A 24,881-nucleotide genomic window follows, 5' to 3' on the forward strand; every position below is an offset into this window, starting at 1 on the left:
GTGGATCGATGTTCTCTCTGTCGCGCCTGTCCTGCTTCATCGCGGTCGCCGAGGAGCTGCATTTCGGCCGAGCGGCCGAGCGGTTGCACATGACCCAGCCGCCGTTGAGTCGCCAGATCCAGCAGCTCGAACACGAACTCGGAGTTCAGCTCATCGAGCGCAGCAGTCGTGCGGTGTCGCTGACGGCGGCCGGGGCGGCCTTCCTGCCTGACGCGCGGCGGATCGTCGCGCTCGCCGAGGGGGCGGCCCTGACCGTGCGTCGGGTGCCTGCGGGCGACCTGGGCACCGTGAACATCGGTTTCACGGGTGCCTCGGCGCGGGCGGTGTTGCCCCGGCTCATGCAGACCGCCCGTGAGAGACTGCCGGACGTGCGCCTCGTGCTGCGGGAGATGGTGACCGTCGCCCAGGTCGAGGCCTTGGTCCGCGGCGACCTCGACCTCGGTATCGTGCGGCCGCCGATCTCGCGGCCGGGCGTGAATTCCCGTCCGCTGCATCATGAGCGGCTCGTCGCGGCACTGCCTGCCGATCACGAGTTCGCCGGCGTCGAGCACCTGGCGATCGAGGACTTCGACGGCCAGGCGGTCATCATGTACTCGCCCACGGACGCGCGCTACTTCAACGAACTGCTGATCAGCACATTCACTGCGGTGGGGGCCTCGCCACGCTACGTCCAGTACGTGACGCAGGTGCACACGATGCTGGTCCTCGTGCATTCCGGGCTGGGGATGGCGCTGGTGCCGGAATCGGCGATGACGATGCATCCCGACGGGGTGGTGTTCAAAGAGGTGACCGCGATCCGCGATCGTCCGGTGCAGATGAACGTCGCCTGGCGCGCGGACAACACCAACCCGGCACTCGCGCGGTTGATGAGAGATGTTCTACCCGAACGTGAATGGATCTGACGGCGACCTCGATCGAGTTCGTCGGCTGTGCACCTGAACTCGTCGACGACCTCACCTCGGTGGCCTCGACGGGCGCGGCGGACTCGCTTCGCTCGTTCGACGCTGCTCGACCAGCAGTGGTTGCGGTGGAAAAGCCCGATCAGACCGCGGCGCGCACGGGCGGTTTGACCGCGACCACCGGGCACTGTGCGTCGAGCAGCACACGCTGGACGACGCTGCCGGTCAGCAGTTTTCCGACCGGTGAACGCCTGCGCTGGCCGATCACCAGGAGCTCCGCTGCGTCGTCGTACGATGCGTCGATGAGTTGGTCGGCGTGCGAGAGGCCCGGATCGTTCTCGGCGACACGGTAGTCGACGTCACCGGCCTGAGCCACCTCGCGCGCGTTCTCCAGGTCGACCAGGAACTCCGGCGACGAGGCGTTGTCACCATCGGCGACGATCACGACGCCGGTGCCGCGCATGCGGGCCTCGGCGAAGCCGAACGGGAGTGCGCCGCGCCCCTCGGGTGTCGGTAGGTAGCTGAGGACGACAGACATCAGATGTCCTTTCGCAGAGCGTGATTCGGTGCGACGACCGGTGTCGACAGGTCACCGGTACGCAGGAAGGTCTCGAGGTTGGCGAGGGTGAGTTCCTCCATGGCGGCACGTGTCTCGACCGTTCCGCTCGCGAGGTGGGGGAGAAGTACGACGTTGTCCATGGCCAGCAGCGCCTCGGGCACCTCCGGCTCGTGCGCGAACACGTCGAGCCCGGCGCCGGCCAGTCGGCCGCGCCGCAGCACGTCGACGAGGGCGTCCTCGTCGACGACGCTGCCGCGCGCCACATTGATGAGGAAGCCGTCGGCGCCCAGCGACTCGAGGACGTCCCGGTTGACGAGATGGCGCGTGTCGGCACCGCCGGCGGCGGCCACGATCAGTACGTCGACGCGGGTGGCGAGCTCGGCCGGCGACGCCGCGTAGCGATACGGTGAGCCGTCGATGGGACGGCGGTTGTGGTAGGCGATCCGGCACCCGAAGGCGGTCAGGCGGTGGGCGATCGCCGAGCCGATACGGCCCAGCCCGAGGATGCCGACGTCGGTGCCGGAGACCTTCCGGGTGAGCGGAACGTTGCCTTCCACGGGCCAGCGGCCGGCCCGGACGAACCGATCGGCCGCGGCGAGTCCGCGCATCGTGTCGAGGAGTAGTCCGACTGCGGTGTCGGCGACGCAGTCGGTGAGGACGTCCGGGGTGTTGCTGACGCCGATGCCGAGCTCGGCGGCACGGGTGACGTCGGTGGTGTCGTAACCGACGCCGAAATGGACGATGGCGCCGAGGTTCGGGAGCTCGGCCATCAAGCCGGCGTCCACCCCGGTTCGTCCCGAGGTCACGACCGCGGTCACTGCGTCGGCGTTGCGCGCGAGGAAGGCCTTCCGCGCCTCTCGGTCATCGGGCAGTCGCGGGGCGCCGTAGGTACCTTCGAGACGCTCCTCGAGCGAGGGCTTCAGCGGGCCGACGCGGAGAACAGAGCCGTGGAACGACGAAAGGTCCTTCAGTCCAATGGTTTCCGTTGCCGTCGCGGTGCCGGCCGTACTGCTCGTCATGCTTGACCTCCAGGAGTGCAGGACACAGACCGGTCCTTCGGTGGATGACTCCACGCTAGAAGCGCTCACGGATACCTGTCCAACACGCAAATAACATGGATCGATACTCAAACAGTATGGATGCGGCGTCGTCGATTCGGTGTCTGGCACGTCGGTCAGGAGAACCGTCAGGTCAGCGGCTGTTTCTGGTCTCGCACGCGCTCCGCCTGGCACTCCCCGGACGGAGCCAAAACCCGTCGAAACGGCCTTTTGCTGGGCTTTTGTGCTGTTGACGCCGTCATCGCGACGCTCATAGCGTGTGTCTACCGTCACAAACGCGGTCGAGCCCACCGCGAGATCACTCGCAGTCTTTCTCTCATCGGAGGTCCCCATGCAGATCGCACATCTGCGATCCCGGAAGCGCCCCGCCGGGTGTCTGCTGGTCCTGTCCGCGGTGGCCGCGCTCGCGGCCAGTGGTTGCAGCGTCGCCAACACGACAGCCGGCGAGAGCGCTTCCCCGGACACCCTGCGCATAGTCCTGCCCCAAGAGCCGCCCACGCTGGAACCCTGCGATGCCTCGCTGACGGCGACCGGCGTCGTCGTGCGGTCCAACATCACCGAGCCGCTCATCGAACGGAACCCCGACAGTGGTGCGCTCGAGCCGAGTCTCGCGACCGAATGGACCCAGGTCGAACCGAACGTATGGCGCTTCACCACGGCCACGGGTATCCGGTTCAGCAACGGGCAGCCGTTCGACGCCGAGGATGCCGCGTTCTCGATTCGCCGCACGTTCAACGGCGCGATCGGCTGTGACGTCAACGGCTACGTCTTCGACGACACCACCCGCGAGGTGACTGTGGTCGACCCCGACACCATCGAGGTCCGCACGGAGACACCCGACCCGATCCTTCCGCTGCGTCTCTCCTTCATCGAGATCGTCCCGCGTACCACCGTCGCCGACGACAAGGTGCGGGTGCCGATCGGAACCGGCCCTTACATGGTGGACTTCTGGGATTCCGGACAGCGGGTCGCGCTCAAGGCGAATCCGAACTATCACGGCGATGCGCCGGAGTTCACCCGCGCCGTGTACCAGTGGCGCGCCGAGGGCAGCGTCCGTGCCGCGATGGTGACCAACGACGAGGCGGACGTCGCCACGTCACTGGGGCCGGAAGACGGCGCAGGCGAATTGGGTATCGCCTACACCAACAACGAGACGACCGCGCTGCGGATGCAGGCCACCGATGCCCCGCTGAACGACTATCGGGTGCGCGAGGCCATCGACCTCTCCGTCAATCGCGCCGGCATCGTCGACGCGCTGTTCCAGGGCCTCGGCACGCCGGCAGCGCAGTTGGTCGGCAAAGGCATCGTCGGCTACAACGATCAGCTCACCCCGACGCCGTACGACCTCGACCGTGCGAAAGGGTTGGTCGACGAAGCACGGGCGGATGGTGTCCCGGTCGACCGAACCATCCGCCTCATCGGCCGAACCGGTCAGTTCCCCAAGATCAACGAGACCATCGAGAACCTGCAGTTCACGCTCAGCAAGATCGGGCTGGACGTCAAGATCGAGATGATGGACACATCAGGTCAGATGCAGTATCAGACAAGGCCTTTCGTACCCGGGTCGGGGCCTGTGCTGCTGATGATCATGCACGGCAACCAGGCCGGTGACACCCAATTCACCCTCGACCAGTACATGCTGTCCGACGGCTACCAGAGCACTTACGGCACAGCCGCCTACGACGAACAGATCCGCGCCGCCGAGGCCCTCACCGGCCCGGCCCGTCAGAACGCACTCGCCGCGGTGCTGGCCACCGAGCCGCGCGAGATCCGCCAGTACGCGTATATCGCACACATGCAAGCAGTTCTCGCGAAAGCGAATCGTGTTGCCTACCGGCCCAATTCGGCCACCGGTGACGAGATGCGTCTCGCCGAGATGACCCACGCGCCAGCCCAGAACGACTGAAACAGAGGCGATGACCGATGCTCACCTTCCTCCGGCGCCGGATGTTCACCAGCCTGATCCCGCTGATCATCGTCTTGTTCGGCGTGTTCTTCATGGCCCGGCTCACCGGCGACCCCACCAATCTCTACCTCCCGGTCTCCGCGACCCCGGAGCAGCGCGCCGAGTTCGCCGCCGCGAACGGGCTCGACAAACCGATCTGGCAACAGATGACCGACTACCTCGCCGGCGTCTTCCACCTCGACTTCGGTGAGTCACTGAAGACCGGTCAGCAGGCGGCGAGCATGGCGCTCGCAGCGTTCCCGGCGACTCTGCAGCTCGCCTTCGTCACGCTCGTGCTGTCCGTCCTCGGCTCGATCGTCATCGGTTGCTGGGCGGCCTACCGACCGAACTCGCTCGCCGACCGCTTCTCGAGCCTGCTGTCGATGACCGCGGCCAGCGTCCCCGACTTCTGGTTCGCGATCACCGGGATCTGGATCTTCGCGGTCGTCTTCGGCTGGCTGCCGACATCGGGCACCGGCGGAACCCTGGCCTGGGTACTGCCCATCGCGACCCTGATGATCCGACCGCTCGGCGTGCTCACCCAGGTGGTGCGCGGGGCCATGGTCTCCGCGCTGGCGGCCCCGTATGTCAAGGTCGCACGCAGCAAGGGCGCCGGGGATCTGCGGATCGTCACCCATCACGCCCTGCGCAACGCGGCCGCACCCGCCCTCACCGTCGCGGGCGATCTCGCGGTCGGCCTGATCAACGGTGCGGTCATCGTCGAGGCCATCTTCGGATGGCCCGGCATCGGCAAGCTGATGATCGATTCGATCCTGCAACGCGACTTCGCGGTCCTGCAGGCGGCGGTGCTCCTCACCGCCATCAGCATCTTCATCCTGAACATCGTCATCGACGCCGGTCTCGCCCTGCTTGACCCCCGCGTTCGTGACAAGGCCACGGTCTAGTCGCCGGCGACCAGAGGAGTACCGACACCATGTCCATAGTCACCGATCCCGTCGACACGACGAGTCCCGTCGCCTCGACCGACATCACCGGCGACTCCGTCGCCACCAAGAAGGTGCCCGCCGGTCAGATGCCGCTGTGGCGGTTGCTGTTCCGTGACAAGTTCGCGACCGTCGCGGCCGGTATCCTTGCGTTCATCCTGCTGACCGCGATCTTCGGTCCATGGCTCGTCGGCGACGCCGCGACCGACCAGAATCTCGACGAGTCGAATCTCCCGCCGTTCAACCTCGACACCGGGTGGATGAACGTCCTGGGCACCGACCCGCTCGGGCGCAGCATGCTTGCCCGGCTCATCGTCGCCTGTCAGACCACGCTCATGGTCTCCCTTCCTGCGGTGATCATCTCGTGCGTCGTCGGCTCGGCGATCGGCATGTGGGCGGGATATCACCGCGGCTGGCGGGAGACCACCGCGATGCGCATCGCCGACGTCATCATGAGCTTCCCGTCTCTGCTGCTCGCCGTCGTTATCCTGTACGTGTTCTCGCCGAGCGCCGCGAACATCATCGCCGTCCTGGCGATCACCCGCATCCCGATCTACCTGCGGACCGCACGCGCGGAGTCGGCCGAGCTCCAGAGCCGCGTGTTCGTCGACGCGGCACGGACATTCGGTGCGAGTAGCGGCGCCATCCTCCGCGGGCACGTGTTGCCGATCCTGCTGCCCACGCTGCTTACGGTGGCCACGCTCGACTTCTGTTACGTGATGCTCGCCGAGTCGTCCCTGTCGTTCCTCGGCATCGGAATCCAGCCGCCCGACATCAGCTGGGGACTGATGGTGTCGCAGGGCCGGACCTACCTGCAGACCGCATGGTGGCTGTCGTTCTTCCCGGGCCTGGCGATCGTCATCACAACCGTGTCGGCCACGATGCTGGCCGCGTGGGCGCGCATCGCGACCGATCCCGGCCAGCGGTGGCGGCTGACCACCCCCAACGCCCGCAAGCGGTTCTTCTCCTCACGAAAGGCGCTGCGATGAGTGCTCCTGCCCTCGACCGGCCCGACGCCGGCACCGACGACCGGGTCGCACTCGACGTCGTCGACCTGACCGTCGATCTGCGGACGCCCACCGGTACCGTGCGGGCGGTCGACCACGTCTCCTTCCGGGCCCGCCGCGGCGAAACCCTGGCCCTGCTCGGCGAATCCGGGTGTGGCAAGTCGATGACCGCACAGGCGCTCGTCGGGTTGCTCGACCCGATCGCCTCGGTCTCGGACGGATCGATCGTCCTCGACTCCGTCGACCTCGTCTCCGCTCCCGCGTCGAAGCGGCGCGAGATGGCCGGCACCGAACTCGCGATCGTGTTCCAGGACGCGCTGACCGCCCTCAACCCGGTGTACCCGGTCGGGACCCAGCTCGCCGAACCGTTCCGCATCCATCGCGGGATGTCGAAGAAGAAGGCCCGCCTCGAGGCGATCGAACTGATGCGGCACGTGGGCATCCCGGAACCGGAGTCGCGCGTCGACTCCTACCCGCACCAGTTCTCCGGTGGGATGCGGCAACGTCTGCTCATCGCGATGGCGGTGGCGTTGAGCCCCAAGGTGCTGCTCGCCGACGAACCCACCACCGCTCTCGACGTGACAGTGCAGGCCCAGATCATGGCTCTGCTGGGGCGCCTCCGGGCCGAACACGACATGGCGGTCGTCCTGATCACCCACGACCTCGCGCTCGTCGCCGAGCAGGCCGACCGCGTCGCGATCATGTACGCGGGCAACGTCGTCGAGACCGGACCGGTGGCCGAGGTGTTCGGCAGTCCGAAGCATCCGTACACCAAGGGACTGCTCGATTCCGTTCCCGTCAGCGCCGAACGGGGGGCCGATCTCAAGTCGATCGGCGGTACGCCGCCCGACCTGCACTCGATCCCGACTGGCTGTGTGTACCAGGCGCGGTGTCCGCTGGCCCGCGCGCAGTGCGTGCAGCAACGGCCGACGCTGACGACCACCGGCACCAACCGGGCCGCTGCCTGCCACTTCTCGGAGGAGATCGACAATGCCTGAGACGACCAGCCTCGACAAGACGCCCGGCCTCGACAAGGCGCGCGGTGCCGCGGCCCCGCTCGACTCGAGCCGGGTCCTCGAAGTACGCGACGTCGGAAAGACCTTCGCGGTGTCCGGCAAGGGCGGCCGCAAACAACTCCGGGCGCTCGACGGGATCGATCTCGATCTCCGCCGCGGCGAGACACTCGGTCTGGTCGGCGAATCCGGCTGCGGCAAGTCCACTCTCGCCCGAACGCTGATGATGCTCGAGCGGCCCGACACCGGCACCGTTCGCTGGGACGGCACCGACCCCTACCGGCTCAAGGGCAAGGACCTGCTCGCCCTGCGCCGCAAGGTGCAGATGGTCTTTCAGGATCCGTATGCCTCGCTGAACAATCGGATGACCGCGGCCGAGATCATCGGCGAGCCGTGGCGTACCCACAAGGACCTGTACCCGCGCAAGCGTGACCGGGCCGCCCGCGTCCGTGAACTGCTGCATCTCGTCGGGTTGCGGCCGAGCGACGAACACCGCAGCCCGCAGGAGTTCTCGGGCGGTCAGCGCCAGCGCCTGGGAATCGCCCGTGCGCTCGCGCTCGATCCCGAGGTGATCATCTGCGACGAGCCGGTGTCGGCGCTGGACCTCTCGGTACAGGCGCAGGTGCTGAACCTGCTGAACGAACTCCAGCAGGAGCTCGACATCTCCTACATCTTCATCTCGCACGATCTGTCGGTGGTGCGTCATGTGGCCGACCGGGTCGCGGTGATGTACCTGGGCCGGATCGTCGAAACAGGCAGTACCGAAGCCGTGTTCGACCATCCTGCGCACCCGTACACCGAGGCGCTGATGTCCGCGGCACCGACGCTCGACGCCGACAACCGCCGCTCGCGAATCCTGTTGAGCGGCGAGGTGCCCTCGCCTCTCAATCCGCCGTCGGGCTGCCGGTTCCGGACGCGCTGCGCACACGCCACCGACGTCTGCGCGACCGCGCTGCCGCCGGCCGTCACCGATCGGCAGGAGGCCGGTCACATCGCCGAGTGCTATCACCCCCGCGGACGGGTCGGCCTGGGCATGCCTGCCCCGGCGGCGTGAACACGCCCGGCGGTACGAAGGCCGTACTGGCGTGAGCGTCGTGGCATGCGTGACCATCGCGGTGGCCGTGTTCCTCGCGTCCTGCATGCAGGCATCCATCGGTTTCGGGATGGGCATGCTCGCCGCGCCGGTGGTCGCCCTGGTGGCGCCGACACTGCTTCCCGGCATGCTGATCGCTTCGGCGACGACAGTCACGCTGCTGGTGGTGATCCGCGAGCGGGGAAGCCTGGACTTCCGCGGTACCGGGTGGGCTCTGGCCGGTCGGGTCCCCGGGACCGTCGCCGGCGCCCTGCTGCTGGTCTGGTTGCCCACCCGCGGTTTGTCACTGCTGTTGGCGGCGGTCGTGCTCGGCGGTGTCGTGATCGCCTCCGTCGGCTGGCGGCCGGCACCGGTACGTCGCAACCTGGCCACCGCGGGCGCGGCCTCCGGATTGCTCGGCACGGCCACGTCGATCGGCGGCCCCCCGATGGCGCTGGTGTACTCCGGCGAGGAGAACGCGCACGTGCGTAGCAACATGAGTGCGTTCTTCCTCGTCGGCAGCCTGATGTCGATGGCCGCGCTCGCCGCGACCGGCAGCGTGAGCGCCGAGATCCTCTGGGCGTTCCTCGCCCTGACACCGGTCGTCGTCCTCGGCTTCATCGCCTCCCGCGCCGTCAACCGGGTACTCGACCGGGATCGGCTCCGCACCGTGTCGATCACGGTGTCGGCCGTCGGCGCGGCACTGCTCATCGGCCAGCAGATCTTCTTCTGACACTTCTGAAAGGACCTCACCATGACGACAGCCACATCGACGTCCACGACGACTCCGGTGGTCACCGAGATGCGGGTGATCCCCGTCGCGGGACGAGACAGCATGCTGCTCAACCTGTCCGGCGCACACGCCCCGTTCTTCACCCGGAACCTGGTCGTGCTGACCGACTCCGAAGGCAACCAGGGGGTCGGTGAGGTCCCGGGCGGCGAACCGATCCGCACCACGCTCGACGATGCGCGACCGATCGTCGAAGGTCGCGGTATCGGCGAGTACAACGCGGTCCTGCAGGACATCCGGCGTACGTTCGCCGATCGTGACCGTGGTGGCCGCGGGGATCAGACTTTCGACCAACGCATCACGATCCACGCGGTGACCGCCGTCGAATCGGCACTGTTGGATCTCCTCGGCCAGCACCTCCGTGTGCCGGTGGCGGCGCTGCTCGGCGAGGGACAGCAGCGTGATCGCGTTGCTGCGCTCGGTTATCTGTTCTTCGTGGGGGATCGCACCAGGACAACGCTGGACTACGCCGACGGTGCCGGCGAGACCGATGACTGGATGCGTTTGCGTCATCAGGAGGCCCTTGATGCCGACGGTGTCGTCGCACTCGCCGAGGCGGCCCAGAAGCGGTACGGCTTCGCCGATTTCAAGCTGAAGGGCGGGGTTCTGTCGCCCGACGAGGAGGCCGACGTCGTCACCGCGCTGGCGGAACGCTTCCCGACGGCCCGGGTGACGCTCGATCCCAACGGCGGCTGGTTGCTCGAGGAGGCGATCCGGATCGGCGGACGCTTGCGCGATGTGGTCGCCTACGCCGAGGACCCGGTGGGACCGGAGGGCCGGTTCTCCGGCCGTGAGGTGATGGCCGAATTCAAGCGCGCGACCGGGCTGCCGACCGCGACCAACATGATCGCGACCGACTGGCGCGAGCTCGGGCACACGATCCGCACGAATGCGGTCGACATCCCGCTGGCCGACCCACACTTCTGGACCATGGCCGGCTCGGTGCGCGTCGCGCAACTGTGTGATGCCTGGGGGCTCACCTGGGGATCGCATTCCAACAACCACTTCGACGTGTCACTGGCCATGTTCACGCACGTCGCGGCCGCTGCGCCGGGCGAGATCACCGCGATCGACACGCACTGGATCTGGCAGGACGGACAACGTCTCACCACCGAGCCGTACGAGATCGTCGACGGTCACCTCACGGTTCCCGACCGGCCGGGTCTCGGCGTCGAAGTCGACATGGAGCAGGTGGAAGCCGCTCATCAGCTGTACCGCACCGAAGGGCTCGGGGCGCGGGACGACGCGATCGGGATGCAGTTCCTCATCCCGGACTGGACGTTCGACAGCAAACGACCCGCGCTCGTGCGGAGCTGAGGTCGTGGCGGATACGCGCGGCGACGACCTGAAAGTCGTGGTGGGTGAACGGAACTTCGTGCCGCACCGCGAGCTGTTCGAGAGCCTGTTGCCCGCCGATGTGAACACGTCCTGGCACGCGGCCTTCGACGAGGCTGCGCTCGTGGCCGATCTGGCCGACGCCGACGTCTACGTCGGCGGTCGGGTGACCCCGGCGATGGCTCGCGCGGGATCCGGTCTGCGGCTGGTGCTGACCGGTGGCGCCGGCACCGACAAGGTCAGTTTCGGTGACCTCGCGGCGAACACCGAGGTGGCCAACACCTTTCACCACGAGGATTCGATCGCCGAGTACATCGCCGCCGCGGTGGTCACGGTGCGCCGAGGTCTCCTCGGCCAGGACGCCGCGCTACGGCAGGGGCTGTGGGCCTCGGCGGTGTACCGCGACGGGGTGGAACAGCCGCGGACGCTGCGTGGCGCGATGATCGGCTACGTGGGTTTCGGCCACATCGGTCGACGAACCGCGGACTTGATGGGTGCCTTCGGCGCGCGGGCCTGTGCGGTGACCGGGTCCGGCCGGGTCGTCGACGACACCGGGCTCGAATGGTACGGCGACACCACTGATCTCGGTCGTCTGATGGTCGAATCCGATGTCGTGGTGGTCTCCGCGCCGCTGACCGCGAGTACCACCGGGATGATCGACGCCGGCCACCTGCGGCGGCTCGGGCCCGGGGGTGTGCTGGTCAACGTGGGCCGCGGCCCGCTCGTCGTCGAGCAGGATCTGTACGAGTCCCTCCGGGACGGCTTGATCGGCGGAGCAGCGCTCGACGTCTGGTACCGCTATCCGACGGGCAGCGATCGAGCGGACCCGTCGGGCCTGCCGTTCGGCGAATTGCCCAACGTGCTGATGACCCCGCACATCTCGGGGGTCACCCGTGACACGTTCGTCGGGCGGGTGCGCGACATCACCGACAACATCGCCCGGCTGCACTCGGGGCGAGAGGTCCTGCGGGTGGTCGCGCCGTCCTGAATCCGAGGCCTGCCGGGCCTCCCTTCGCTCCCTGAGGTGTGAGGAGCGCAAGCCGCCGGGCCGAGCGAGCGACGAAGGAGCGCGTCGAGGTCGACGACCGGCCCCTGCTCCCTGATCCGAAAGGACGCCCTGCCCCCTGCTCCCTGAGGAGCGCCCGGGCTTGCGGAGGGCGCGTCACGAAGGGTCTTCGCAACCCGACTCACCAGGACCCTTCGTGACGGCCTCCGCAAGCTCCGGCCTCCTCAGGGAGCAGTAGTTGGGCCCGCTCCGAGCATTCGGGTTCATCAGTCGCACGGCAGGGGCGTCCTCGAACCGGCCCATCGCCACGATCAGGCGTCGGCGGTCTCGGTCCGTGTTGGTTCGGCTGCCGCGCGCTTCCCGTTCTGGAACAGCAGCGGGTAGAGGAGACCGCCGATCAGTCCGCCGATCAGCGGCGCCAGCCAGAAAGCCCACAGCTGTCCGGGTGCGCCGTTGCCGTTGAAGAAGGCGACCGCCGTCGAGCGCGCCGGATTGACCGATGTGTTGCTGATCGGGATCGAAATCAGGTGGATGAGCGTGAGGCACAGTCCGATGGCGAGCGGGCCGAAGCCCGCGGGAGCGCGTCCGTCGGTCGCGCCGAGGACCACGATGAGGAAGAACGCCGTCAGCAGGATCTCCGCGATGAGGACCGCGGTGAGGGAGTAGTTGCTGGGGGAGTGTTCGCCGAATCCGTTGGCGGCCATGTTGCCCTCAGCCGTGAACCCGGGTTGGCCCTTGGCGATGAGGAAGAGCATGAGGCCGGCCAACAGACCACCCACGACCTGCGCGACCCAATAGGTGGGCAGCTCTTTCCAGGAGAGCCGGCCGCTGACGGCGGCACCCAGCGTGATCGCGGGATTGAAGTGTGCGCCGGAGACGTGCCCCACCGCGTAGGCCATCGTCACCACGGTGAGACCGAAAGCCAGAGAGACACCTAGGAACCCGATTCCGACCTGGAAGGTGTCCTGGCCGTCCTCGGACTGGGCGATCTGCTTGGCGGCGTAGATCGCGCTGCCGCATCCGCCGAAGACCAACCAGAATGTTCCGAAGAACTCAGCCGCGAGTCGTGCTGCGGGCGACGGGGAAGGCATGAACGTCCTTTCGCTGGCGACCTGGCCGGCGAGGCGCGCGAAGTGCCTCGCCCTTCGAGTGGCTCACACAGTAGCCGTGCCGCCGGAAACTGGCAGCAGTATGGCAAATCGTGTGCAGTTCAACGAAGAATTGGTCGTCGAAGCTCGTCACCGATCGCGGAATCGCGCGGCGATTGCCGCGCTCATCGTCTCGGGAGCGTCTTCGGACACGAAGTGCTTGGCGTCCGGGAGCTCGACGACCTCCAGGTCGGAGAAGGCCGCGCGAATCTTGGGGATGCAGCGTCGCGGCCGGAAAACGATGTCCCCCATCCCCCATACGGCGAGTGCCGGCCTATCGCCCAGACGGAGCGGGACATCCGCGGCCAACTGCTCGAGGAGTGGTCTCGCCGAGCGGATCTCGCCGGGCATGACCGAGAGTCCATATCGGGCGTCGGGACTCGGTTGCACCCGCCGATAGTGCTCGGCCTCCGCGTTGGTCAAGTCCGGCCCGAACCTGCCGAGCAGTACGCCTTCGATGAGCAGATTCTGTTCGAGGATGCACTGTCGCAACGGACGACTGCTCATGACCGCGCTGAACAATCGATTCGGTAGCAGATCGATCGGCCAGAACGCGGTGTTCGCGAGAACGATCCCGCCCACGCGTTCGGCGCGGGGGACTGCCGCACCGAGTCCGATGGGTCCACCCCAGTCGTGACCCACCAGGACGAAGTCGTCCAAGGAGAGGTGGTCGATCAGCTCGCCGAGGACAACCGTCAGCTCGGCGATGGTGTAGCCGAACCCGTCGGGGCGAGTGGACAGCCCGAAGCCGGGGAGGTCCAGGGCGACGCAGCGAAAACGATCGCGCAGCCCGGTCACGATGTGCCGGTAGAGGAAGCTCCAGGTGGGGGAGCCGTGACACATCAGGACAGGTCGCCCGACGCCTTCGTCGATGTAATGAAGCCGTCCGACCGACGATTCGAACCATCGTGACTCGAAGGGATACAGCGTTGGGTCGGGTACGAAATCGATTTCCACTGGCGTCTCCGTCCACCGCGATGCATCGGGCTCTACACATGTAGAGACTACGGGACGATCCGCTACATCTGTAGTATCTCGCGCATGTCTGCGGATTCGACCAGTGGAGGCGGGCGTCGGGATGTCATCGCCGATGCCGGCATCCGAATCATCGCCCGCGACGGTGTCCGCGCACTCACCCATCGGGCTGTCGATCGGGAGGCGCGGTTGCCGCTGGGGTCGACCTCCTACCATGCGAGGACCCGGATCGCGCTGATCGAGCTCATCGTCGACGCACTGGCGGCCCGCACCCGGATCGACACCGAGGCATTGGTGATGACAGATGAAGGGGTCGACCACGACGGACGGGTTCCGGTCGACGAACTGGCCGGATCGCTGTCGGAATTGGTCGACACCCTCGCTGCCAGACACGACGACATGCGCGCCCGTTACGCGCTCATCCTCGAACTCGACGATCTGCCCGCCATTCGCCGAAGGTTGACCGGTCGGTCCGACGTCGAGGACGTGGCACGACTGGTGGCGACGCGTTCGCTCGCCGGTGCCGGCCTGCCGAATTCGGGCATCGAGGTCGAAGATCTGCTCGCGATCACGGATTCACTAGTGTTCTACCGCACCGCCATCAACCCGGCAGTCGACATCCGGCGCATTCTGGACCAGTACCTCCGGGGCGCCATCGTCGGGTGACCTCGCATTCGCAGTCGCCGTCATCGCCGGTTGACGAATGTTGGGCTTCCTTTCCGCGTCCAGTTCGGCCCGACGGGTGGTCAGAGGTCACGGTTGAACGTCGTGTGCATCTCCCAGAACAGGATCTCGGCCTCTGACGTCGCGGTGACACTGACCGCGCCCTCATCGATGGTGCGCAGCGCGTCGCCCTCGACGAGTCGGATGCCGTCGTCCAGCTCGACACCGCCTTGGCAACGTAGAAATGTCCGTACGGTGCCGGGGGAAGGGCGACCGACTGTCCGGAACCGATCCGGGCCACGTGCAGCGCCGCGAACGGGTTGCCGATCGAGATCGCATCCGTGCCCGCGTGTTCGGGCCTGCCGGAGACCACCGTGACCAGCCCGCCGGTCGCGAGATCGGCGCTGAAGTCGCGTTCGGCGTAGCCGGGTTCACCTCCGCCGTGCTCGGGCGCCACCCACATCTGCACGACGCGCAGGTCCCGGTTCTCGCTGCGCCGTGAAGCATTCGCCTCGGTGTGGGTGATCCCGCGGCCCGCGCTCATCCGCTGCGCGACGCCCGGCGTGATCACGCCGGTGTTGCCGAACGAATCACGATGAGTGACAGCACCTTCGAGTACCCACGTGACGATTTCGGCGTCCCGGTGGAAGTGGGCGTCGAAACCTTCACCGGCGTCGACGCGATCGTCGTTGTGCACCAGCAGGACTCCGTGGGCGTTCGCCGCGAGATCGAAGTTGCCCGTGACGGGGAAGGACTGGCGGGAATCGAGCCACTCGCTTCGGAAGATGTGCCGCTCGGTACCCGGGATGACCTGCCGCGACGGCACGGTTCCGATAGATGGCTCGCTCATCGTGACTCCGATCTGGTCCTCCGGACCCCGCCGGCACAACCGTCATGTCGCCGACCCTATTCCAGTGTGCGAGCGTGCCGCGGTCGTCAATCGAGGAGGTTGACCGCGTTGGCCACCACCAGGCTGAGGATGACGATCGACAACAGCGACTGTGACGCCATCGCCAGCTTCGCACGACGCGACAGCGGCATCACGTCGGTGGGGCTGAAGGCAGTCGCGTTGGTCAGGGCCAGATAGAGGTAGTCGAAGAACACCGGCCGCCATCCCGATGGTGCCAGCCGTGGCTCGAGGTGTTGCGGAAAGGCGAGGTCCGGGTATGCGGCCGGACGCAGGTGCCGGTTCACCGGACCGCCGCCGTCGAGCTCCCAGTAGAGGAATGCGAACGCGATGACGGTCTGCAGCCAGACGAGAGCCCCGGCGACCAGCAACTGGTTCGCCGCCGCGGTCTGCGGATCTCCGTGCAGCAGGTCCCACACGAGTCGTCCCGCTCCCCACGCCGCACCTGCGGCGATGGCGACGACCAGCCCGACGGAGAGGCCGCGGACCCACCGGCCGGGCCGGTCGATGCGGCCCGGGTCCACCACGATGAGTGTCAGCAGCACCATCCCCTCGATCGCGGGGAGCAGCCAGGCGGTACCGGCGGCGTAGCGCGCGGGCAGGAGGAACGGGATCGCCATCGCGACCAGTACGAACGCCGATGCGGTCCATCGCTGCTCGGCGCGCGACAGGTTCTCCGCGGGAACGTGGTCGTCGTCGTTCATCTGGCGGCCTCCGGTCGGGGGAGCCGACACGTTCCGCCAACATCGTTGACTCGGCGGGCCCGGCCGGTACTGTGTTCTTCATCACATAGGCAGGAAGGGATGTGCCATGATATCGACCGAGATGAAGGAGCTGCATCGCAGTATAGGTGCGCTACGGCATCACATGACCACGCTGCAGACGCAGTACGGCGATGTAGACGCGGTTCGGCGAATGTCCAACGATCTGGATCGGCTGGAGATCGACCTTCACGACTTCGAGCACGCACCGCCACCGCTGCTGCAGACGAAAGTCGGGCGAGACCAGGTTATCTATGTGCCTGACTGCAAGTCGGACGAGTCGGCCTGGCTGGGTGCGCAAGACGAAGGGCTGGGCTTTCATTCGCGTGAGCGCACGAAGTGAGCGCCCCCGCGACTGAGCGGGACACAGTCGGGGTCTTCTCTCCGGGCCGCGCGCGAATCCTGGCCCGAACTCTCCGCCAGGACAGGTGGTGGCTGTCGCCGCTGCTGACAGTCGTGGGTCTCGCGGCCTTCGTCATCTACGCGACGATCCGGTCTTTCGTGCGCACCGCCTATTACGCCGCGGACTATCACTACCTCTCGCCGTTCTATTCGCCGTGCCTCAGCGAGTCGTGCGTGCCCGGAGCGAGTCATTTCGGTACCCCCTTCCCCGAACTCCCGGTGTGGATTCCGCTGGCTTTCCTCTCCCTGCCGTTCCTGCTCGGGTTCCGACTGACCTGCTACTACTACCGCAAGGCCTATTACCGGTCGGTCTGGCTGTCGCCGCCTGCCTGCGCCGTCGCCGAACCCCACAGTCGGTACACCGGCGAGACGCGACTGCCGCTCATCATCCAGAATTCGCACCGGTACTTCTTCTACGTGGCCGTGATCATCTCGGTGATCAACACCTACGACGCGATCGTCGCCTTCCACGGTAAAGGCGGCGGTTTCGGCTTCGGGCTGGGCAACGTCATCCTCGTCGTGAACGTGCTCCTGCTGTGGACCTACACGGTGTCGTGCCACTCGTGTCGCCACGTGACCGGCGGCCGGCTCAAGCACTTCTCGAAACATCCGGTGCGGTACTGGGTCTGGAGTCAGGTGTCCAAGCTCAACACCCGGCATATGCAATTCGCCTGGATCACGCTCGGGACTTTGGTGCTCACCGACTTCTACATCATGCTGGTCGCCAGCAACACCATCTCGGACCTGAGGTTCGTGGGTTGACCGAGTGACAACACAACGCCTGTGGTGCAGCCGTTCTCAACGTTGGGAGTCCCGATAGATGACCGAGCCGGAACGCTACGAGTACGACGTCGTTGTCATCGGTGCGGGCGGTGCCGGGTTGCGGGCGGTCATCGAGGCCCGCGAGCGCGGCTACTCGGTGGCCGTGGTGTGCAAGTCGCTGTTCGGCAAGGCCCACACGGTCATGGCCGAAGGCGGATGTGCCGCCTCGATGGGCAACGCCAACTCGAAAGACAACTGGCAGACGCACTTCCAGGACACGATGCGGGGCGGCAAATTCCTGAACAACTGGCGCATGGCCGAGTTGCACGCCAAGGAGGCCCCGGATCGCGTCTGGGAACTCGAAACCTATGGCGCCCTGTTCGATCGAACCGCGGACGGGCGGATTTCGCAGCGCAACTTCGGCGGCCACACCTATCCTCGACTCGCTCATGTCGGCGACCGCACCGGGCTGGAGCTCATCCGGACGATGCAACAGAAGATCGTCTCGCTGCAGCAGGAGGACTACGCCGCCACCGGTGACTACGAGTCGCGCATCAAGGTGTTCGCCGAATGCACGATCACCGAACTGCTGAAGGACGGCGACGCGATCGCCGGTGCGTTCGGGTATTGGCGCGAGTCCGGCCGCTTCATCGTGTTCGAGGCGCCCGCGGTGGTCGTCGCCACCGGCGGGATCGGCAAGTCGTTCAAGGTGACGTCGAATTCGTGGGAATACACCGGCGACGGGCACGCTTTGGCACTGCGAGCCGGCGCGAGCCTGATCAACATGGAGTTCGTCCAGTTCCATCCGACCGGGATGGTGTGGCCGCCCAGCGTCAAGGGCATCCTCGTGACCGAGGGCGTTCGCGGCGACGGTGGAGTTCTCAAGAACACCGAGGGCAAGCGCTTCATGTTCGATTACATCCCACCGGTCTTCAAAGGTCAGTACGCCGAGACCGAAGAGGAAGCCGACAAATGGCTGGCGGACAACGACAGCGCCCGGCGAACACCGGACCTGCTGCCGCGGGATGAGGTCGCGCGGGCGATCAACGAGGAGGTCAAGGCCGGACGCGGCACCGAGCACGGCGGCGTCTACCTCGACATCGCGTCCCGCATGCCCGCCGAGGAGATCATGCGCAGGCTGCCGTCGATGCACCACCAGTTCAAGGAACTCGCCGACGTCGACATCACCGCCGAACCGATGGAGGTGGGGCCGACCTGTCACTACGTGATGGGCGGGATCGAGGTGGATCCGGACACGGCCGCGTCACGGGTTCCGGGCCTGTTCGCGGCCGGCGAGTGTTCCGGCGGGATGCACGGTTCGAACCGGTTGGGCGGCAACTCGTTGTCGGACCTGCTGGTCTTCGGGCGTCGTGCCGGCCTCGGGGCGGCGGCGTACGTCGAATCGCTGGCGACCCGTCCCGCGGTCTCCGCCGACGACATCGACCGGGCGGCGGCGTCCGTGCTTGCGCCCTTCGATTCGCCGGCCGAGGGCAAACCGGAGAACCCCTACACCCTGCACACCGACCTCCAGCAGGCCATGAACGATCTGGTCGGGATCATCCGGAAAGAGGACGAGATGCAGGAGGCGATCGGCGTGCTCGCGGACCTGCGAAAGCGCCTGGGCGGCACGCAGGTCGAGGGACATCGTCAGTTCAATCCGGGCTGGCATCTCGCAGTCGACCTACGCAACATGCTGCTGGTCTGCGAGTGCGTCGCGAAGGCCGCACTCATGCGCACCGAGAGCCGCGGTGGTCACACCCGCGACGACCATCCGTCCATGGACTCGAACTGGCGCAATGCGCTGCTGGTGTGCACCGCGGACCTCGACGGGGACGACGCCGCGGTGCCGGAGGTCAGCGTCGTGCGTACGGAACAGACGCCGATGCGGCCGGACCTCCTGGAGCTGTTCGAGTTCCCCGAGATCGAGAAGTACTACACGGCGGCCGAGATAGCCGGTCATCCCGGCGCCGGTGGCGAGCGAGCCGAGGGGCATTCGGAGGACTGACATGGGATACGACGCGAAGTTCCGGATCTGGCGCGGCGACACCGACGCCGGCGGTCTCGAGGACTACACGGTGACCGTCAACGAGGGCGAGGTGGTGCTGGACATCATCCACCGCCTACAGGCGACGCAGGCCCCGGATCTCGCGGTGCGCTGGAACTGCAAGGCGGGTAAGTGCGGATCGTGTTCGGCGGAGGTGAACGGGCGTCCCAAACTGCTGTGCATGACCAGGATGTCGACGTTCACCGAGGACGAGGTCGTGACGGTGACCCCGATGCGCACGTTCCCGGTGATCCGCGACCTGGTCACCGATGTCTCGTTCAACTACGCCAAAGCCCGTGAAGTGCAATCGTTCACACCGCCGCCTGGCCTGGCGCCGGGGGAGTACCGGATGAAGCAGGTCGACGTGCAGCGTTCGCAGGAGTTCCGCAAGTGCATCGAGTGCTTCCTGTGCCAGGACACCTGCCATGTCGTGCGCGATCACGAGGACAACAAACAGGACTTCTCCGGGCCGCGTTTCCTGATGCGCGTCGCCGAACTCGACATGCACCCCCTGGACGTGGCCGAACGCCGCGACTCGGCGCGCACCGAGCACGGACTGGGCCTCTGCAACATCACCAAGTGCTGTACCGACGTCTGTCCCGAGCAGATCAAGATCACCGACAACGCGTTGATCCCCATGAAGGAGCGAGTCGTCGACCGCACCTACGACCCGCTGGTGTGGTTGGGCAACAAGCTCTTCCGACGGTGAGGGACACTGTCACGATCAGCCGGCGTACCCCAGGCGGCGCGAAACGGTGAGCGCACCCTCCATGAGGGCGGCGGCCATCTCGTCCTGACGCTCGTCCGACATGTCCGCGGAAAGTCCGCCGATACTCAACGCCGCGACCACATTTCCTTTTCGGTCGCGGATGCAGGCACCCAGGGCGGCGACACCGGGCGTCACGTCCCCGACGCTGATCGAGTAGCCCCGCCGGCGGGTCTCGTCGAGCCGGTCGCGCAGTTCCTCCGCGGTGATCTCGTCACCGGCCGGCGTGAACATCGGACCTGAGTCCAGCACCTGGGGTAGGGCGGTGTCCTCGAGTTCGGCCAGCATCGCGACGGGTGCCCCGCCCAGGTACAGCGGCAGCGAGCGGCCGACGGTCAGGACCATCACCCGGATCGGCTGGCTGCTCTCGATCATGTCGAGGCACACGGCACGGGCACCATCCGGGACGAGGAGGTACACGTGCTCGTCGAACCGCGCCGCCAGTTCCGACATCACATGGCTGGCCTCGGTTCGTAGGTCGAAGCTGCCCAGGACCGCCGATGCGAGTTCGAAGACGCGGAGGGTAAGTCGGTAATCCGCGGATCGGGTTCGTTCGATCCAGCCAGCGACTTCCAGGGTGCTGAGGATTCGATACATCGTCGTTCGGCTGTACCCGCACTTCTTCATCAGATCCGCCAGCGACAGCTCGGCACGGTCACCTTTGAAGGCCTCGAGGACATCGACCGCCTTGATGATGGACGCGATGTGATTCTTCGGGTCGATCTCGGCCGACCGGTCGCGCTGTGTTGTCATGCTGATCTCCTCGCGAATGGTTATGTGGGACTGATCAATTCGGTTCTTGTGGTGGCGGGTATCGCATCTGGGGCTCCTGGTCGGAACGACTCTTCCGAGCCATGAGACACATGTGGACCATGATGTGATGGTTGACACAAACACTTAGCCGTGCAATCGTTCCGTATGGCGCACACGATATCCGGATTCCGGACACCGAGTCAAGGCTCGGAGGTCCTCGTAAACGACACGGATTCTCCCGACGCTCTGGTGATCTTGGCCGCCGGCCAGCCGGCTCGTGTGGTGGTGCGGGGTTCAAACGGATCGGTCGAGACCCTGGCGAGTCCCGGCTGGGACCTGCTGGACTCCTTCGTGGAGCGGTTCGCGCCCGACGTGGCCGCCGACCTGACGACCCGGTTCGCCGAGACGGTGGCCGAGTGGGAGGCGACCCCGACCCGCGTCACCTACGCGGCTGTCGACGGCCGCGACGTCCTGGTCGGCCTGTCGTATCAGACCTCGCCCGAGGAGGTGCTCGGTGCAGTCTGGCGCGGCCTGTGTACATCGTTGGTTCGTATCCTGGCCGGTGCTGGTCGCGAACTGCAGATTCGGATCGAGTCGGACCATCCCGGGGCGCAGGTACTCGCCCACCGCCTACAAGCCTCCGGGGTGCGAGTGATCGAAGCTGCGGGGGAACAGGTTCGACACACGGCAACTGATCAGCTGCTCGAAGTCGACCGCCTCGCGCTCCGCGTGGCGGCTGTCGCCGCAGGGGTGTCCCGATGAGTCGCTCAGTCGTGATCGGTGTCGACAAGGGGACGAGTTCGCTGAAGTCGATTGCCGTCGACCTGGCCACGGGCGAGCTCGTCGCCGAATGCGGTGCGCGCACGCCCAGTTTCTACCCGACCGCCGGGCGTCACGAGGAGGACCCGGAGAAGACCTGGGCGACAGTGGCTTCCACGATCAGGGCCGTGGTCGGAGAACTCGAACCGTCGACCTCGATCGTGGCGATCGGCGTCACCGGGCACATGGGCGGTCTCTGGGCCCTGGGTGCCGACGGCGAACCCGTGGGCCGTGCGATCTGCTGGCCCGATGCCCGCGCCGCGGGCATCCTCGACGAAGCCGGTGACCGGGGGCATCTCGACGCGCTCTTCGCGATCAGCGGGAACGCGTTGATCCCGGGAACCCCATACCCGCTGCTGGCCTGGATGAAGCGCGCCGAACCGGACCGTTACCACGCCATCCGCCACTTCTTCATGGCCAAGGACTACGTGAACTATCGGCTCACCGGCGTGGTGGCCACCGAAGAGTCCGATCTCTCGTTCGCGCCCTGCGACTTCCGTGGCCGGCGCAAGTCCGAGGAGTTCTTCACCGCATTCGGCATCGAAGAGATGTCGACCCGCTTGCCGACGGTCGGGGTCAGCGACGGGCTTCTCGGCACCGTGTCCGCCGAAGCGTCCGCCGAGACCGGTCTCCCGGTCGGGACACCGGTGTGTGCCGGCACCGGCGACGCGACGGCGAACATGATCGGAATCGGTGCGGCGCACGACGGTCAGGCCGTCACGACCATCGGCACAAGCCTGATGAACGGCACGTCCACCGATCACCCGCTGCTCGAACCGGCAGGAGTCGGGTTTGGCTTCCTCATGCCCGAGAACCGCTGGCAGCGCCAGATCACCAATTCCGGGGGCGGGACGCTGTGCCTGGACTGGGTGATCAACACGTTCTGTCCGGCCGAGGTCGATCGCATCACCCGCGGTGCGACGACCCTCGGGGACGTGGTGCGGGACTTCGCCCGTACCGCCGAACCGGGGTGCCGTGGACTGGTGTTCCACCCATACCTCAACACAGCCGGCGCCACGGCCCCGTTCCTGGATGTGAATGCGCGCGGCAGCTTCGTCGATCTGCGCGGCGACACCACACCCGCCGAACTGGTGCGGGCGGTCATGGAGGGCACCGCGTTGTCGGTGCGCGACTGTTATGCGGCGATGCCGGTGCAGATCAACGAAATCCGGCTGACCGGCGGCGGAGCTCGCAGCGTCGAGTGGAGCCAGATCATTGCCGACGTCCTGCAGAAAACGATCGTGGCTCCCGATGTCCCGGAGTCCGGCGCGCTCGGAGCGGCCATGCTCGCGGCCGTGGCCACCGGGCAGTACCCCGACCTCGACAGCGTGACCACCTGTCTGGTCCGGCCCGGACGAGTGCATGAGCCCGATCCGTCGACCGCTGCCCTGTACGACGACGCGTTCGCGGTCTATCGCGCCGTTCTCGAGCCGTTGCGCGAGGTGTGGGCCGCCACTGCCGACATCGACCAACTGTCCCCGGCCTGACCGGCCTTCACCCTTCTCGACCCCGAAACGGAGAACTCGTGCCCGTCATCAGAACCGTGCTCGGCGACATCGCCCCGGAGAATCTCGGAGTGACCCTGTGCCATGAGCACCTCTTCACGAACCCGCCCAAGTGGGCGCAGGACCAGGACCCCGACATGGTCCTCGATCGCGTCGACGCGGCCATCGCCGAGGTCGCGGACTTCGATGGGCTGGGCGGCGGCGCGCTCATCGAGATGACAACCGCCGATTACGGGCGCAATGCAACCGGACTGCTGGCGGTCGCCCAAGCCTCGAACGTGCACATCGTCAGCGCGAGTGGCTATCAGAAGGGGATCTACTATCCGGACTCGGTTGCCACGGAATCGATCGACGAGATCGCCGCGCGGTTCGTTGCCGATGTCACCGCCGGGATCGACAACACCTCGGCACCGGCCGGCGTGATCAAGTTCGGCACCTGCCGGACGGACGAGATCCGTGACGACGAGCGCAAGGTCCAGCAGGCAGTCGCCAGAGCGCATCTCATGACCGGTGCACCGATCTCCACGCACTGTCAGGCCGGCACGCTCGGCGACCTACAGGCGAACGGCTTCGCCGATCTGGGCGTCGATCCGGACCACGTCCTCATCGGGCACCTGGATCGAAACCTCGACTTCGGCTACCTACGCGAGGTCGCGCGGACCGGGGTCTGGCTGGGTTTCGATCACTGGACCAAGCCGAAATACCCATCGGACGAGCTACGGGTCGACTATGTGCGACGCCTTTTCGACGAGGGTTACACCAAGATCATGGTCTCCGGTGATCTCGGCCGACCGTCCTATCAGCCCCACCACGGAGGTGGGCCGGGATTCGCCGGTCTGCTCAAGCAGATTCGCGATCGCCTGCCCGCCGATATCGCGGAGCGGGTGTTCGTGGACAATCCGCGCGAGTTCTTCGCCTTCACCCCCCGGGAGGGGTAGGCATGAGTTCCCCGACGAGCACCGCAGAGACCGATTCCGCCCGCGCGGACACCGGTGTTCCCACTTCAACGAACGGGGTGCTGTTCGATCTCGACGGCACCCTCATCGACTCCAGGTTCGCGATCGTCGAGGCCTATCGGGCGACGTTCGAGAACGAGCTCGACCGGCCGCTGCCCGGGGAACTCGAGGACCCGAGCGTACTGATGGCGCCACGACCGCCCGAGATCTTCGCCCGGTGGTCGGACGGGGATCCGGTCGATCTGGAACGTGCCTATGGGGCGCACTACATCTCGAGTGCGTATCAACGGGTGGCGGCCTACCCGGGACTGCACGAGACACTGACCGCGCTCGCCGACCGCGACATCACCGTCGGCATCGTCACGAACAAGCGAATGAGTCGGGTGCAGAAGGATTTCGAGTACCTCGACATCGATATCGACCTCTTCGCAACCATCGTCACCGCCGACGACACCCGAGAACGCAAGCCACATCCAGCCCCCGTCCTGCTCGGACTGGAGCGGGCCGGGCTGGACCCGGCCCATACCTGGTACATCGGTGACGGCCCTCAGGACATACGTTCCGGGGCCGCCGCGGGCACCCGCACGATGGGTGCCGCCTACGGATATTACGGACACGACACACTCGCCGATCACGAACCCGACCATCTCCTCGACAGACTGGGCGACCTGCTGAAGCACCTCTAGTTCACCGCTCCCGGTTCCGGCGCCACGTGGCGCTGGACCATCCCTGAAACGCTGGATCGCAACACTTCTCGATTCAGTGACCTGTTGACACGCCCGCCGTCGGTAC

The 24,881-nt window shown here is 66.6% G+C and carries 24 protein-coding genes and 1 pseudogene; 18 read left to right on the top strand and 7 right to left on the bottom strand.

The genetic code is table 11. The annotated features are described in order from the left end of the window. Nucleotides 1-8 precede the first annotated feature (8 nt). Nucleotides 9-902, top strand: coding sequence for a LysR substrate-binding domain-containing protein (locus AS181_RS11835; RefSeq protein ID WP_058251798.1), 894 nt, complete (start codon nucleotides 9-11; stop codon nucleotides 900-902). Between the two features lie 139 nt (nucleotides 903-1,041). Here AS181_RS11835 and AS181_RS11840 read toward each other — a convergent pair whose 3' ends face one another. Both AS181_RS11840 and AS181_RS11845 read right to left on the bottom strand, forming a co-directional pair. Continuing rightward, the gene (locus AS181_RS11840; protein ID WP_058251799.1) at nucleotides 1,042-1,437 is read right to left on the bottom strand and encodes a universal stress protein; all 396 of its coding nucleotides are present in this window, start codon (nucleotides 1,435-1,437) and stop codon (nucleotides 1,042-1,044) included. Next, nucleotides 1,437-2,477, bottom strand: coding sequence for a 2-hydroxyacid dehydrogenase (locus tag AS181_RS11845; protein ID WP_058251800.1), 1,041 nt, complete (start codon nucleotides 2,475-2,477; stop codon nucleotides 1,437-1,439). Before AS181_RS11845 ends, AS181_RS11840 begins: the two co-directional genes overlap by 1 nt. Before the next feature lie 370 nt (nucleotides 2,478-2,847). Here AS181_RS11845 and AS181_RS11850 point away from each other — a divergent pair, with 370 nt between their 5' ends. Genes AS181_RS11850 through AS181_RS11885 form a run of 8 tightly spaced genes read left to right on the top strand, consistent with a single transcriptional unit; the run spans nucleotide 2,848 to nucleotide 11,610 of the window. Beyond that, a complete protein-coding gene (locus tag AS181_RS11850) occupies nucleotides 2,848-4,422 on the top strand; it encodes an ABC transporter substrate-binding protein (RefSeq protein ID WP_058251801.1) in 1,575 nt (524 codons plus the stop codon). A 17-nt stretch (nucleotides 4,423-4,439) separates the two neighbouring features. Next, nucleotides 4,440-5,366 (top strand): ABC transporter permease, encoded by a 927-nt coding sequence (locus AS181_RS11855; protein ID WP_058251802.1) that lies wholly within the window; start codon nucleotides 4,440-4,442, stop codon nucleotides 5,364-5,366. Between the two features lie 29 nt (nucleotides 5,367-5,395). Next, nucleotides 5,396-6,394, top strand: a complete 999-nt coding sequence (locus AS181_RS11860) for an ABC transporter permease (protein ID WP_058251803.1) — start codon at nucleotides 5,396-5,398, stop codon at nucleotides 6,392-6,394. Then, nucleotides 6,391-7,410 carry an ABC transporter ATP-binding protein gene (locus tag AS181_RS11865; protein ID WP_058251804.1) on the top strand — a complete coding sequence of 340 codons (1,020 nt, stop codon included), beginning with the start codon at nucleotides 6,391-6,393 and terminating at the stop codon, nucleotides 7,408-7,410. The genes AS181_RS11860 and AS181_RS11865 overlap by 4 nt, the downstream gene beginning before the upstream one ends. Beyond that, nucleotides 7,403-8,479, top strand: coding sequence for an ABC transporter ATP-binding protein (locus AS181_RS11870; protein WP_082652920.1), 1,077 nt, complete (start codon nucleotides 7,403-7,405; stop codon nucleotides 8,477-8,479). The genes AS181_RS11865 and AS181_RS11870 overlap by 8 nt, the downstream gene beginning before the upstream one ends. Before the next feature lie 31 nt (nucleotides 8,480-8,510). Beyond that, entirely contained in the window at nucleotides 8,511-9,230 is a 720-nt protein-coding gene (locus tag AS181_RS11875; RefSeq protein ID WP_078113209.1) for a sulfite exporter TauE/SafE family protein, read from the top strand. 21 nt (nucleotides 9,231-9,251) lie between these two features. After that, nucleotides 9,252-10,604 carry an enolase C-terminal domain-like protein gene (locus AS181_RS11880; protein ID WP_058251805.1) on the top strand — a complete coding sequence of 451 codons (1,353 nt, stop codon included), beginning with the start codon at nucleotides 9,252-9,254 and terminating at the stop codon, nucleotides 10,602-10,604. Nucleotides 10,605-10,632: 28 nt separating this feature from the next. Beyond that, on the top strand, nucleotides 10,633-11,610 hold the full coding sequence (locus AS181_RS11885; protein ID WP_249146300.1) for a 2-hydroxyacid dehydrogenase: 978 nt from the start codon (nucleotides 10,633-10,635) through the stop codon (nucleotides 11,608-11,610). A 329-nt stretch (nucleotides 11,611-11,939) separates the two neighbouring features. On the opposite strand, the gene aqpZ is transcribed toward AS181_RS11885, so the two are convergent. After that, nucleotides 11,940-12,719, bottom strand: a complete 780-nt coding sequence (gene aqpZ / locus AS181_RS11890) for an aquaporin Z (protein ID WP_058251807.1) — start codon at nucleotides 12,717-12,719, stop codon at nucleotides 11,940-11,942. 147 nt (nucleotides 12,720-12,866) lie between these two features. Beyond that, on the bottom strand, nucleotides 12,867-13,733 hold the full coding sequence (locus tag AS181_RS11895) for an alpha/beta fold hydrolase (RefSeq protein ID WP_058251808.1): 867 nt from the start codon (nucleotides 13,731-13,733) through the stop codon (nucleotides 12,867-12,869). Nucleotides 13,734-13,817: 84 nt separating this feature from the next. Here AS181_RS11895 and AS181_RS11900 point away from each other — a divergent pair, with 84 nt between their 5' ends. After that, nucleotides 13,818-14,417, top strand: a complete 600-nt coding sequence (locus AS181_RS11900; RefSeq protein ID WP_058251809.1) for a TetR/AcrR family transcriptional regulator — start codon at nucleotides 13,818-13,820, stop codon at nucleotides 14,415-14,417. Between the two features lie 80 nt (nucleotides 14,418-14,497). Here the strand turns inward: AS181_RS11900 and AS181_RS11905 are convergent. Both AS181_RS11905 and AS181_RS11910 read right to left on the bottom strand, forming a co-directional pair. Further along, nucleotides 14,498-15,264 (bottom strand): annotated as a pseudogene (locus AS181_RS11905) (pirin family protein). Between the two features lie 86 nt (nucleotides 15,265-15,350). After that, nucleotides 15,351-16,025, bottom strand: a complete 675-nt coding sequence (locus tag AS181_RS11910) for a DUF1345 domain-containing protein (RefSeq protein WP_058251810.1) — start codon at nucleotides 16,023-16,025, stop codon at nucleotides 15,351-15,353. 106 nt (nucleotides 16,026-16,131) lie between these two features. Between AS181_RS11910 and AS181_RS11915 the strand changes: the two genes are divergently transcribed. The 4 genes from AS181_RS11915 to AS181_RS11930 are packed head-to-tail and all read left to right on the top strand — an operon-like array spanning nucleotide 16,132 to nucleotide 19,999. Beyond that, nucleotides 16,132-16,425: a hypothetical protein gene (locus AS181_RS11915; protein WP_058251811.1), complete on the top strand. Its 294-nt coding sequence runs from the start codon at nucleotides 16,132-16,134 to the stop codon at nucleotides 16,423-16,425. Then, nucleotides 16,422-17,246: a hypothetical protein gene (locus tag AS181_RS11920; protein WP_058251812.1), complete on the top strand. Its 825-nt coding sequence runs from the start codon at nucleotides 16,422-16,424 to the stop codon at nucleotides 17,244-17,246. Before AS181_RS11915 ends, AS181_RS11920 begins: the two co-directional genes overlap by 4 nt. A 58-nt stretch (nucleotides 17,247-17,304) precedes the next feature. Beyond that, the gene (locus AS181_RS11925; RefSeq protein ID WP_058251813.1) at nucleotides 17,305-19,251 is read left to right on the top strand and encodes a fumarate reductase/succinate dehydrogenase flavoprotein subunit; all 1,947 of its coding nucleotides are present in this window, start codon (nucleotides 17,305-17,307) and stop codon (nucleotides 19,249-19,251) included. 1 nt (nucleotide 19,252) lies between these two features. Next, on the top strand, nucleotides 19,253-19,999 hold the full coding sequence (locus tag AS181_RS11930; protein WP_058251814.1) for a succinate dehydrogenase/fumarate reductase iron-sulfur subunit: 747 nt from the start codon (nucleotides 19,253-19,255) through the stop codon (nucleotides 19,997-19,999). Between the two features lie 15 nt (nucleotides 20,000-20,014). On the opposite strand, the gene AS181_RS11935 is transcribed toward AS181_RS11930, so the two are convergent. Beyond that, nucleotides 20,015-20,809: an IclR family transcriptional regulator gene (locus AS181_RS11935; RefSeq protein WP_058251815.1), complete on the bottom strand. Its 795-nt coding sequence runs from the start codon at nucleotides 20,807-20,809 to the stop codon at nucleotides 20,015-20,017. A gap of 285 nt (nucleotides 20,810-21,094) precedes the next feature. Between AS181_RS11935 and AS181_RS11940 the strand changes: the two genes are divergently transcribed. The 4 genes from AS181_RS11940 to AS181_RS11955 are packed head-to-tail and all read left to right on the top strand — an operon-like array spanning nucleotide 21,095 to nucleotide 24,775. Next, a complete protein-coding gene (locus AS181_RS11940; protein ID WP_139114206.1) occupies nucleotides 21,095-21,571 on the top strand; it encodes a hypothetical protein in 477 nt (158 codons plus the stop codon). Beyond that, the gene (locus AS181_RS11945) at nucleotides 21,568-23,115 is read left to right on the top strand and encodes an FGGY-family carbohydrate kinase (protein ID WP_058251817.1); all 1,548 of its coding nucleotides are present in this window, start codon (nucleotides 21,568-21,570) and stop codon (nucleotides 23,113-23,115) included. The genes AS181_RS11940 and AS181_RS11945 overlap by 4 nt, the downstream gene beginning before the upstream one ends. Nucleotides 23,116-23,153: 38 nt before the next feature. Beyond that, entirely contained in the window at nucleotides 23,154-24,071 is a 918-nt protein-coding gene (locus AS181_RS11950) for a phosphotriesterase family protein (RefSeq protein WP_058251818.1), read from the top strand. Nucleotides 24,072-24,073: 2 nt separating this feature from the next. Next, nucleotides 24,074-24,775, top strand: a complete 702-nt coding sequence (locus tag AS181_RS11955; RefSeq protein ID WP_058251819.1) for an HAD family hydrolase — start codon at nucleotides 24,074-24,076, stop codon at nucleotides 24,773-24,775. Nucleotides 24,776-24,881: the final 106 nt, after the last annotated feature.

The sequence above is a fragment of the Gordonia sp. SGD-V-85 genome, assembly GCF_001456905.1.
In the GTDB taxonomy this organism is placed as follows: Bacteria; Actinomycetota; Actinomycetes; order Mycobacteriales; family Mycobacteriaceae; genus Gordonia; species Gordonia hongkongensis.

What these genes read in the sequence shown, in the direction of transcription:
- AS181_RS11835 (WP_058251798.1), top strand. Translation starts at nt 9, where the DNA reads ATGTTCTCTCTGTCGCGCCTGTCCTGCTTCATCGCGGTCGCCGAGGAG.
- AS181_RS11840 (WP_058251799.1), bottom strand. Translation starts at nt 1,437, where the DNA reads ATGTCTGTCGTCCTCAGCTACCTACCGACACCCGAGGGGCGCGGCGCA.
- AS181_RS11845 (WP_058251800.1), bottom strand. Translation starts at nt 2,477, where the DNA reads ATGACGAGCAGTACGGCCGGCACCGCGACGGCAACGGAAACCATTGGA.
- AS181_RS11850 (WP_058251801.1), top strand. Translation starts at nt 2,848, where the DNA reads ATGCAGATCGCACATCTGCGATCCCGGAAGCGCCCCGCCGGGTGTCTG.
- AS181_RS11855 (WP_058251802.1), top strand. Translation starts at nt 4,440, where the DNA reads ATGCTCACCTTCCTCCGGCGCCGGATGTTCACCAGCCTGATCCCGCTG.
- AS181_RS11860 (WP_058251803.1), top strand. Translation starts at nt 5,396, where the DNA reads ATGTCCATAGTCACCGATCCCGTCGACACGACGAGTCCCGTCGCCTCG.
- AS181_RS11865 (WP_058251804.1), top strand. Translation starts at nt 6,391, where the DNA reads ATGAGTGCTCCTGCCCTCGACCGGCCCGACGCCGGCACCGACGACCGG.
- AS181_RS11870 (WP_082652920.1), top strand. Translation starts at nt 7,403, where the DNA reads ATGCCTGAGACGACCAGCCTCGACAAGACGCCCGGCCTCGACAAGGCG.
- AS181_RS11880 (WP_058251805.1), top strand. Translation starts at nt 9,252, where the DNA reads ATGACGACAGCCACATCGACGTCCACGACGACTCCGGTGGTCACCGAG.
- aqpZ (WP_058251807.1), bottom strand. Translation starts at nt 12,719, where the DNA reads ATGCCTTCCCCGTCGCCCGCAGCACGACTCGCGGCTGAGTTCTTCGGA.
- AS181_RS11900 (WP_058251809.1), top strand. Translation starts at nt 13,818, where the DNA reads ATGTCTGCGGATTCGACCAGTGGAGGCGGGCGTCGGGATGTCATCGCC.
- AS181_RS11910 (WP_058251810.1), bottom strand. Translation starts at nt 16,025, where the DNA reads ATGAACGACGACGACCACGTTCCCGCGGAGAACCTGTCGCGCGCCGAG.
- AS181_RS11915 (WP_058251811.1), top strand. Translation starts at nt 16,132, where the DNA reads ATGATATCGACCGAGATGAAGGAGCTGCATCGCAGTATAGGTGCGCTA.
- AS181_RS11925 (WP_058251813.1), top strand. Translation starts at nt 17,305, where the DNA reads ATGACCGAGCCGGAACGCTACGAGTACGACGTCGTTGTCATCGGTGCG.
- AS181_RS11930 (WP_058251814.1), top strand. Translation starts at nt 19,253, where the DNA reads ATGGGATACGACGCGAAGTTCCGGATCTGGCGCGGCGACACCGACGCC.
- AS181_RS11935 (WP_058251815.1), bottom strand. Translation starts at nt 20,809, where the DNA reads ATGACAACACAGCGCGACCGGTCGGCCGAGATCGACCCGAAGAATCAC.
- AS181_RS11945 (WP_058251817.1), top strand. Translation starts at nt 21,568, where the DNA reads ATGAGTCGCTCAGTCGTGATCGGTGTCGACAAGGGGACGAGTTCGCTG.
- AS181_RS11955 (WP_058251819.1), top strand. Translation starts at nt 24,074, where the DNA reads ATGAGTTCCCCGACGAGCACCGCAGAGACCGATTCCGCCCGCGCGGAC.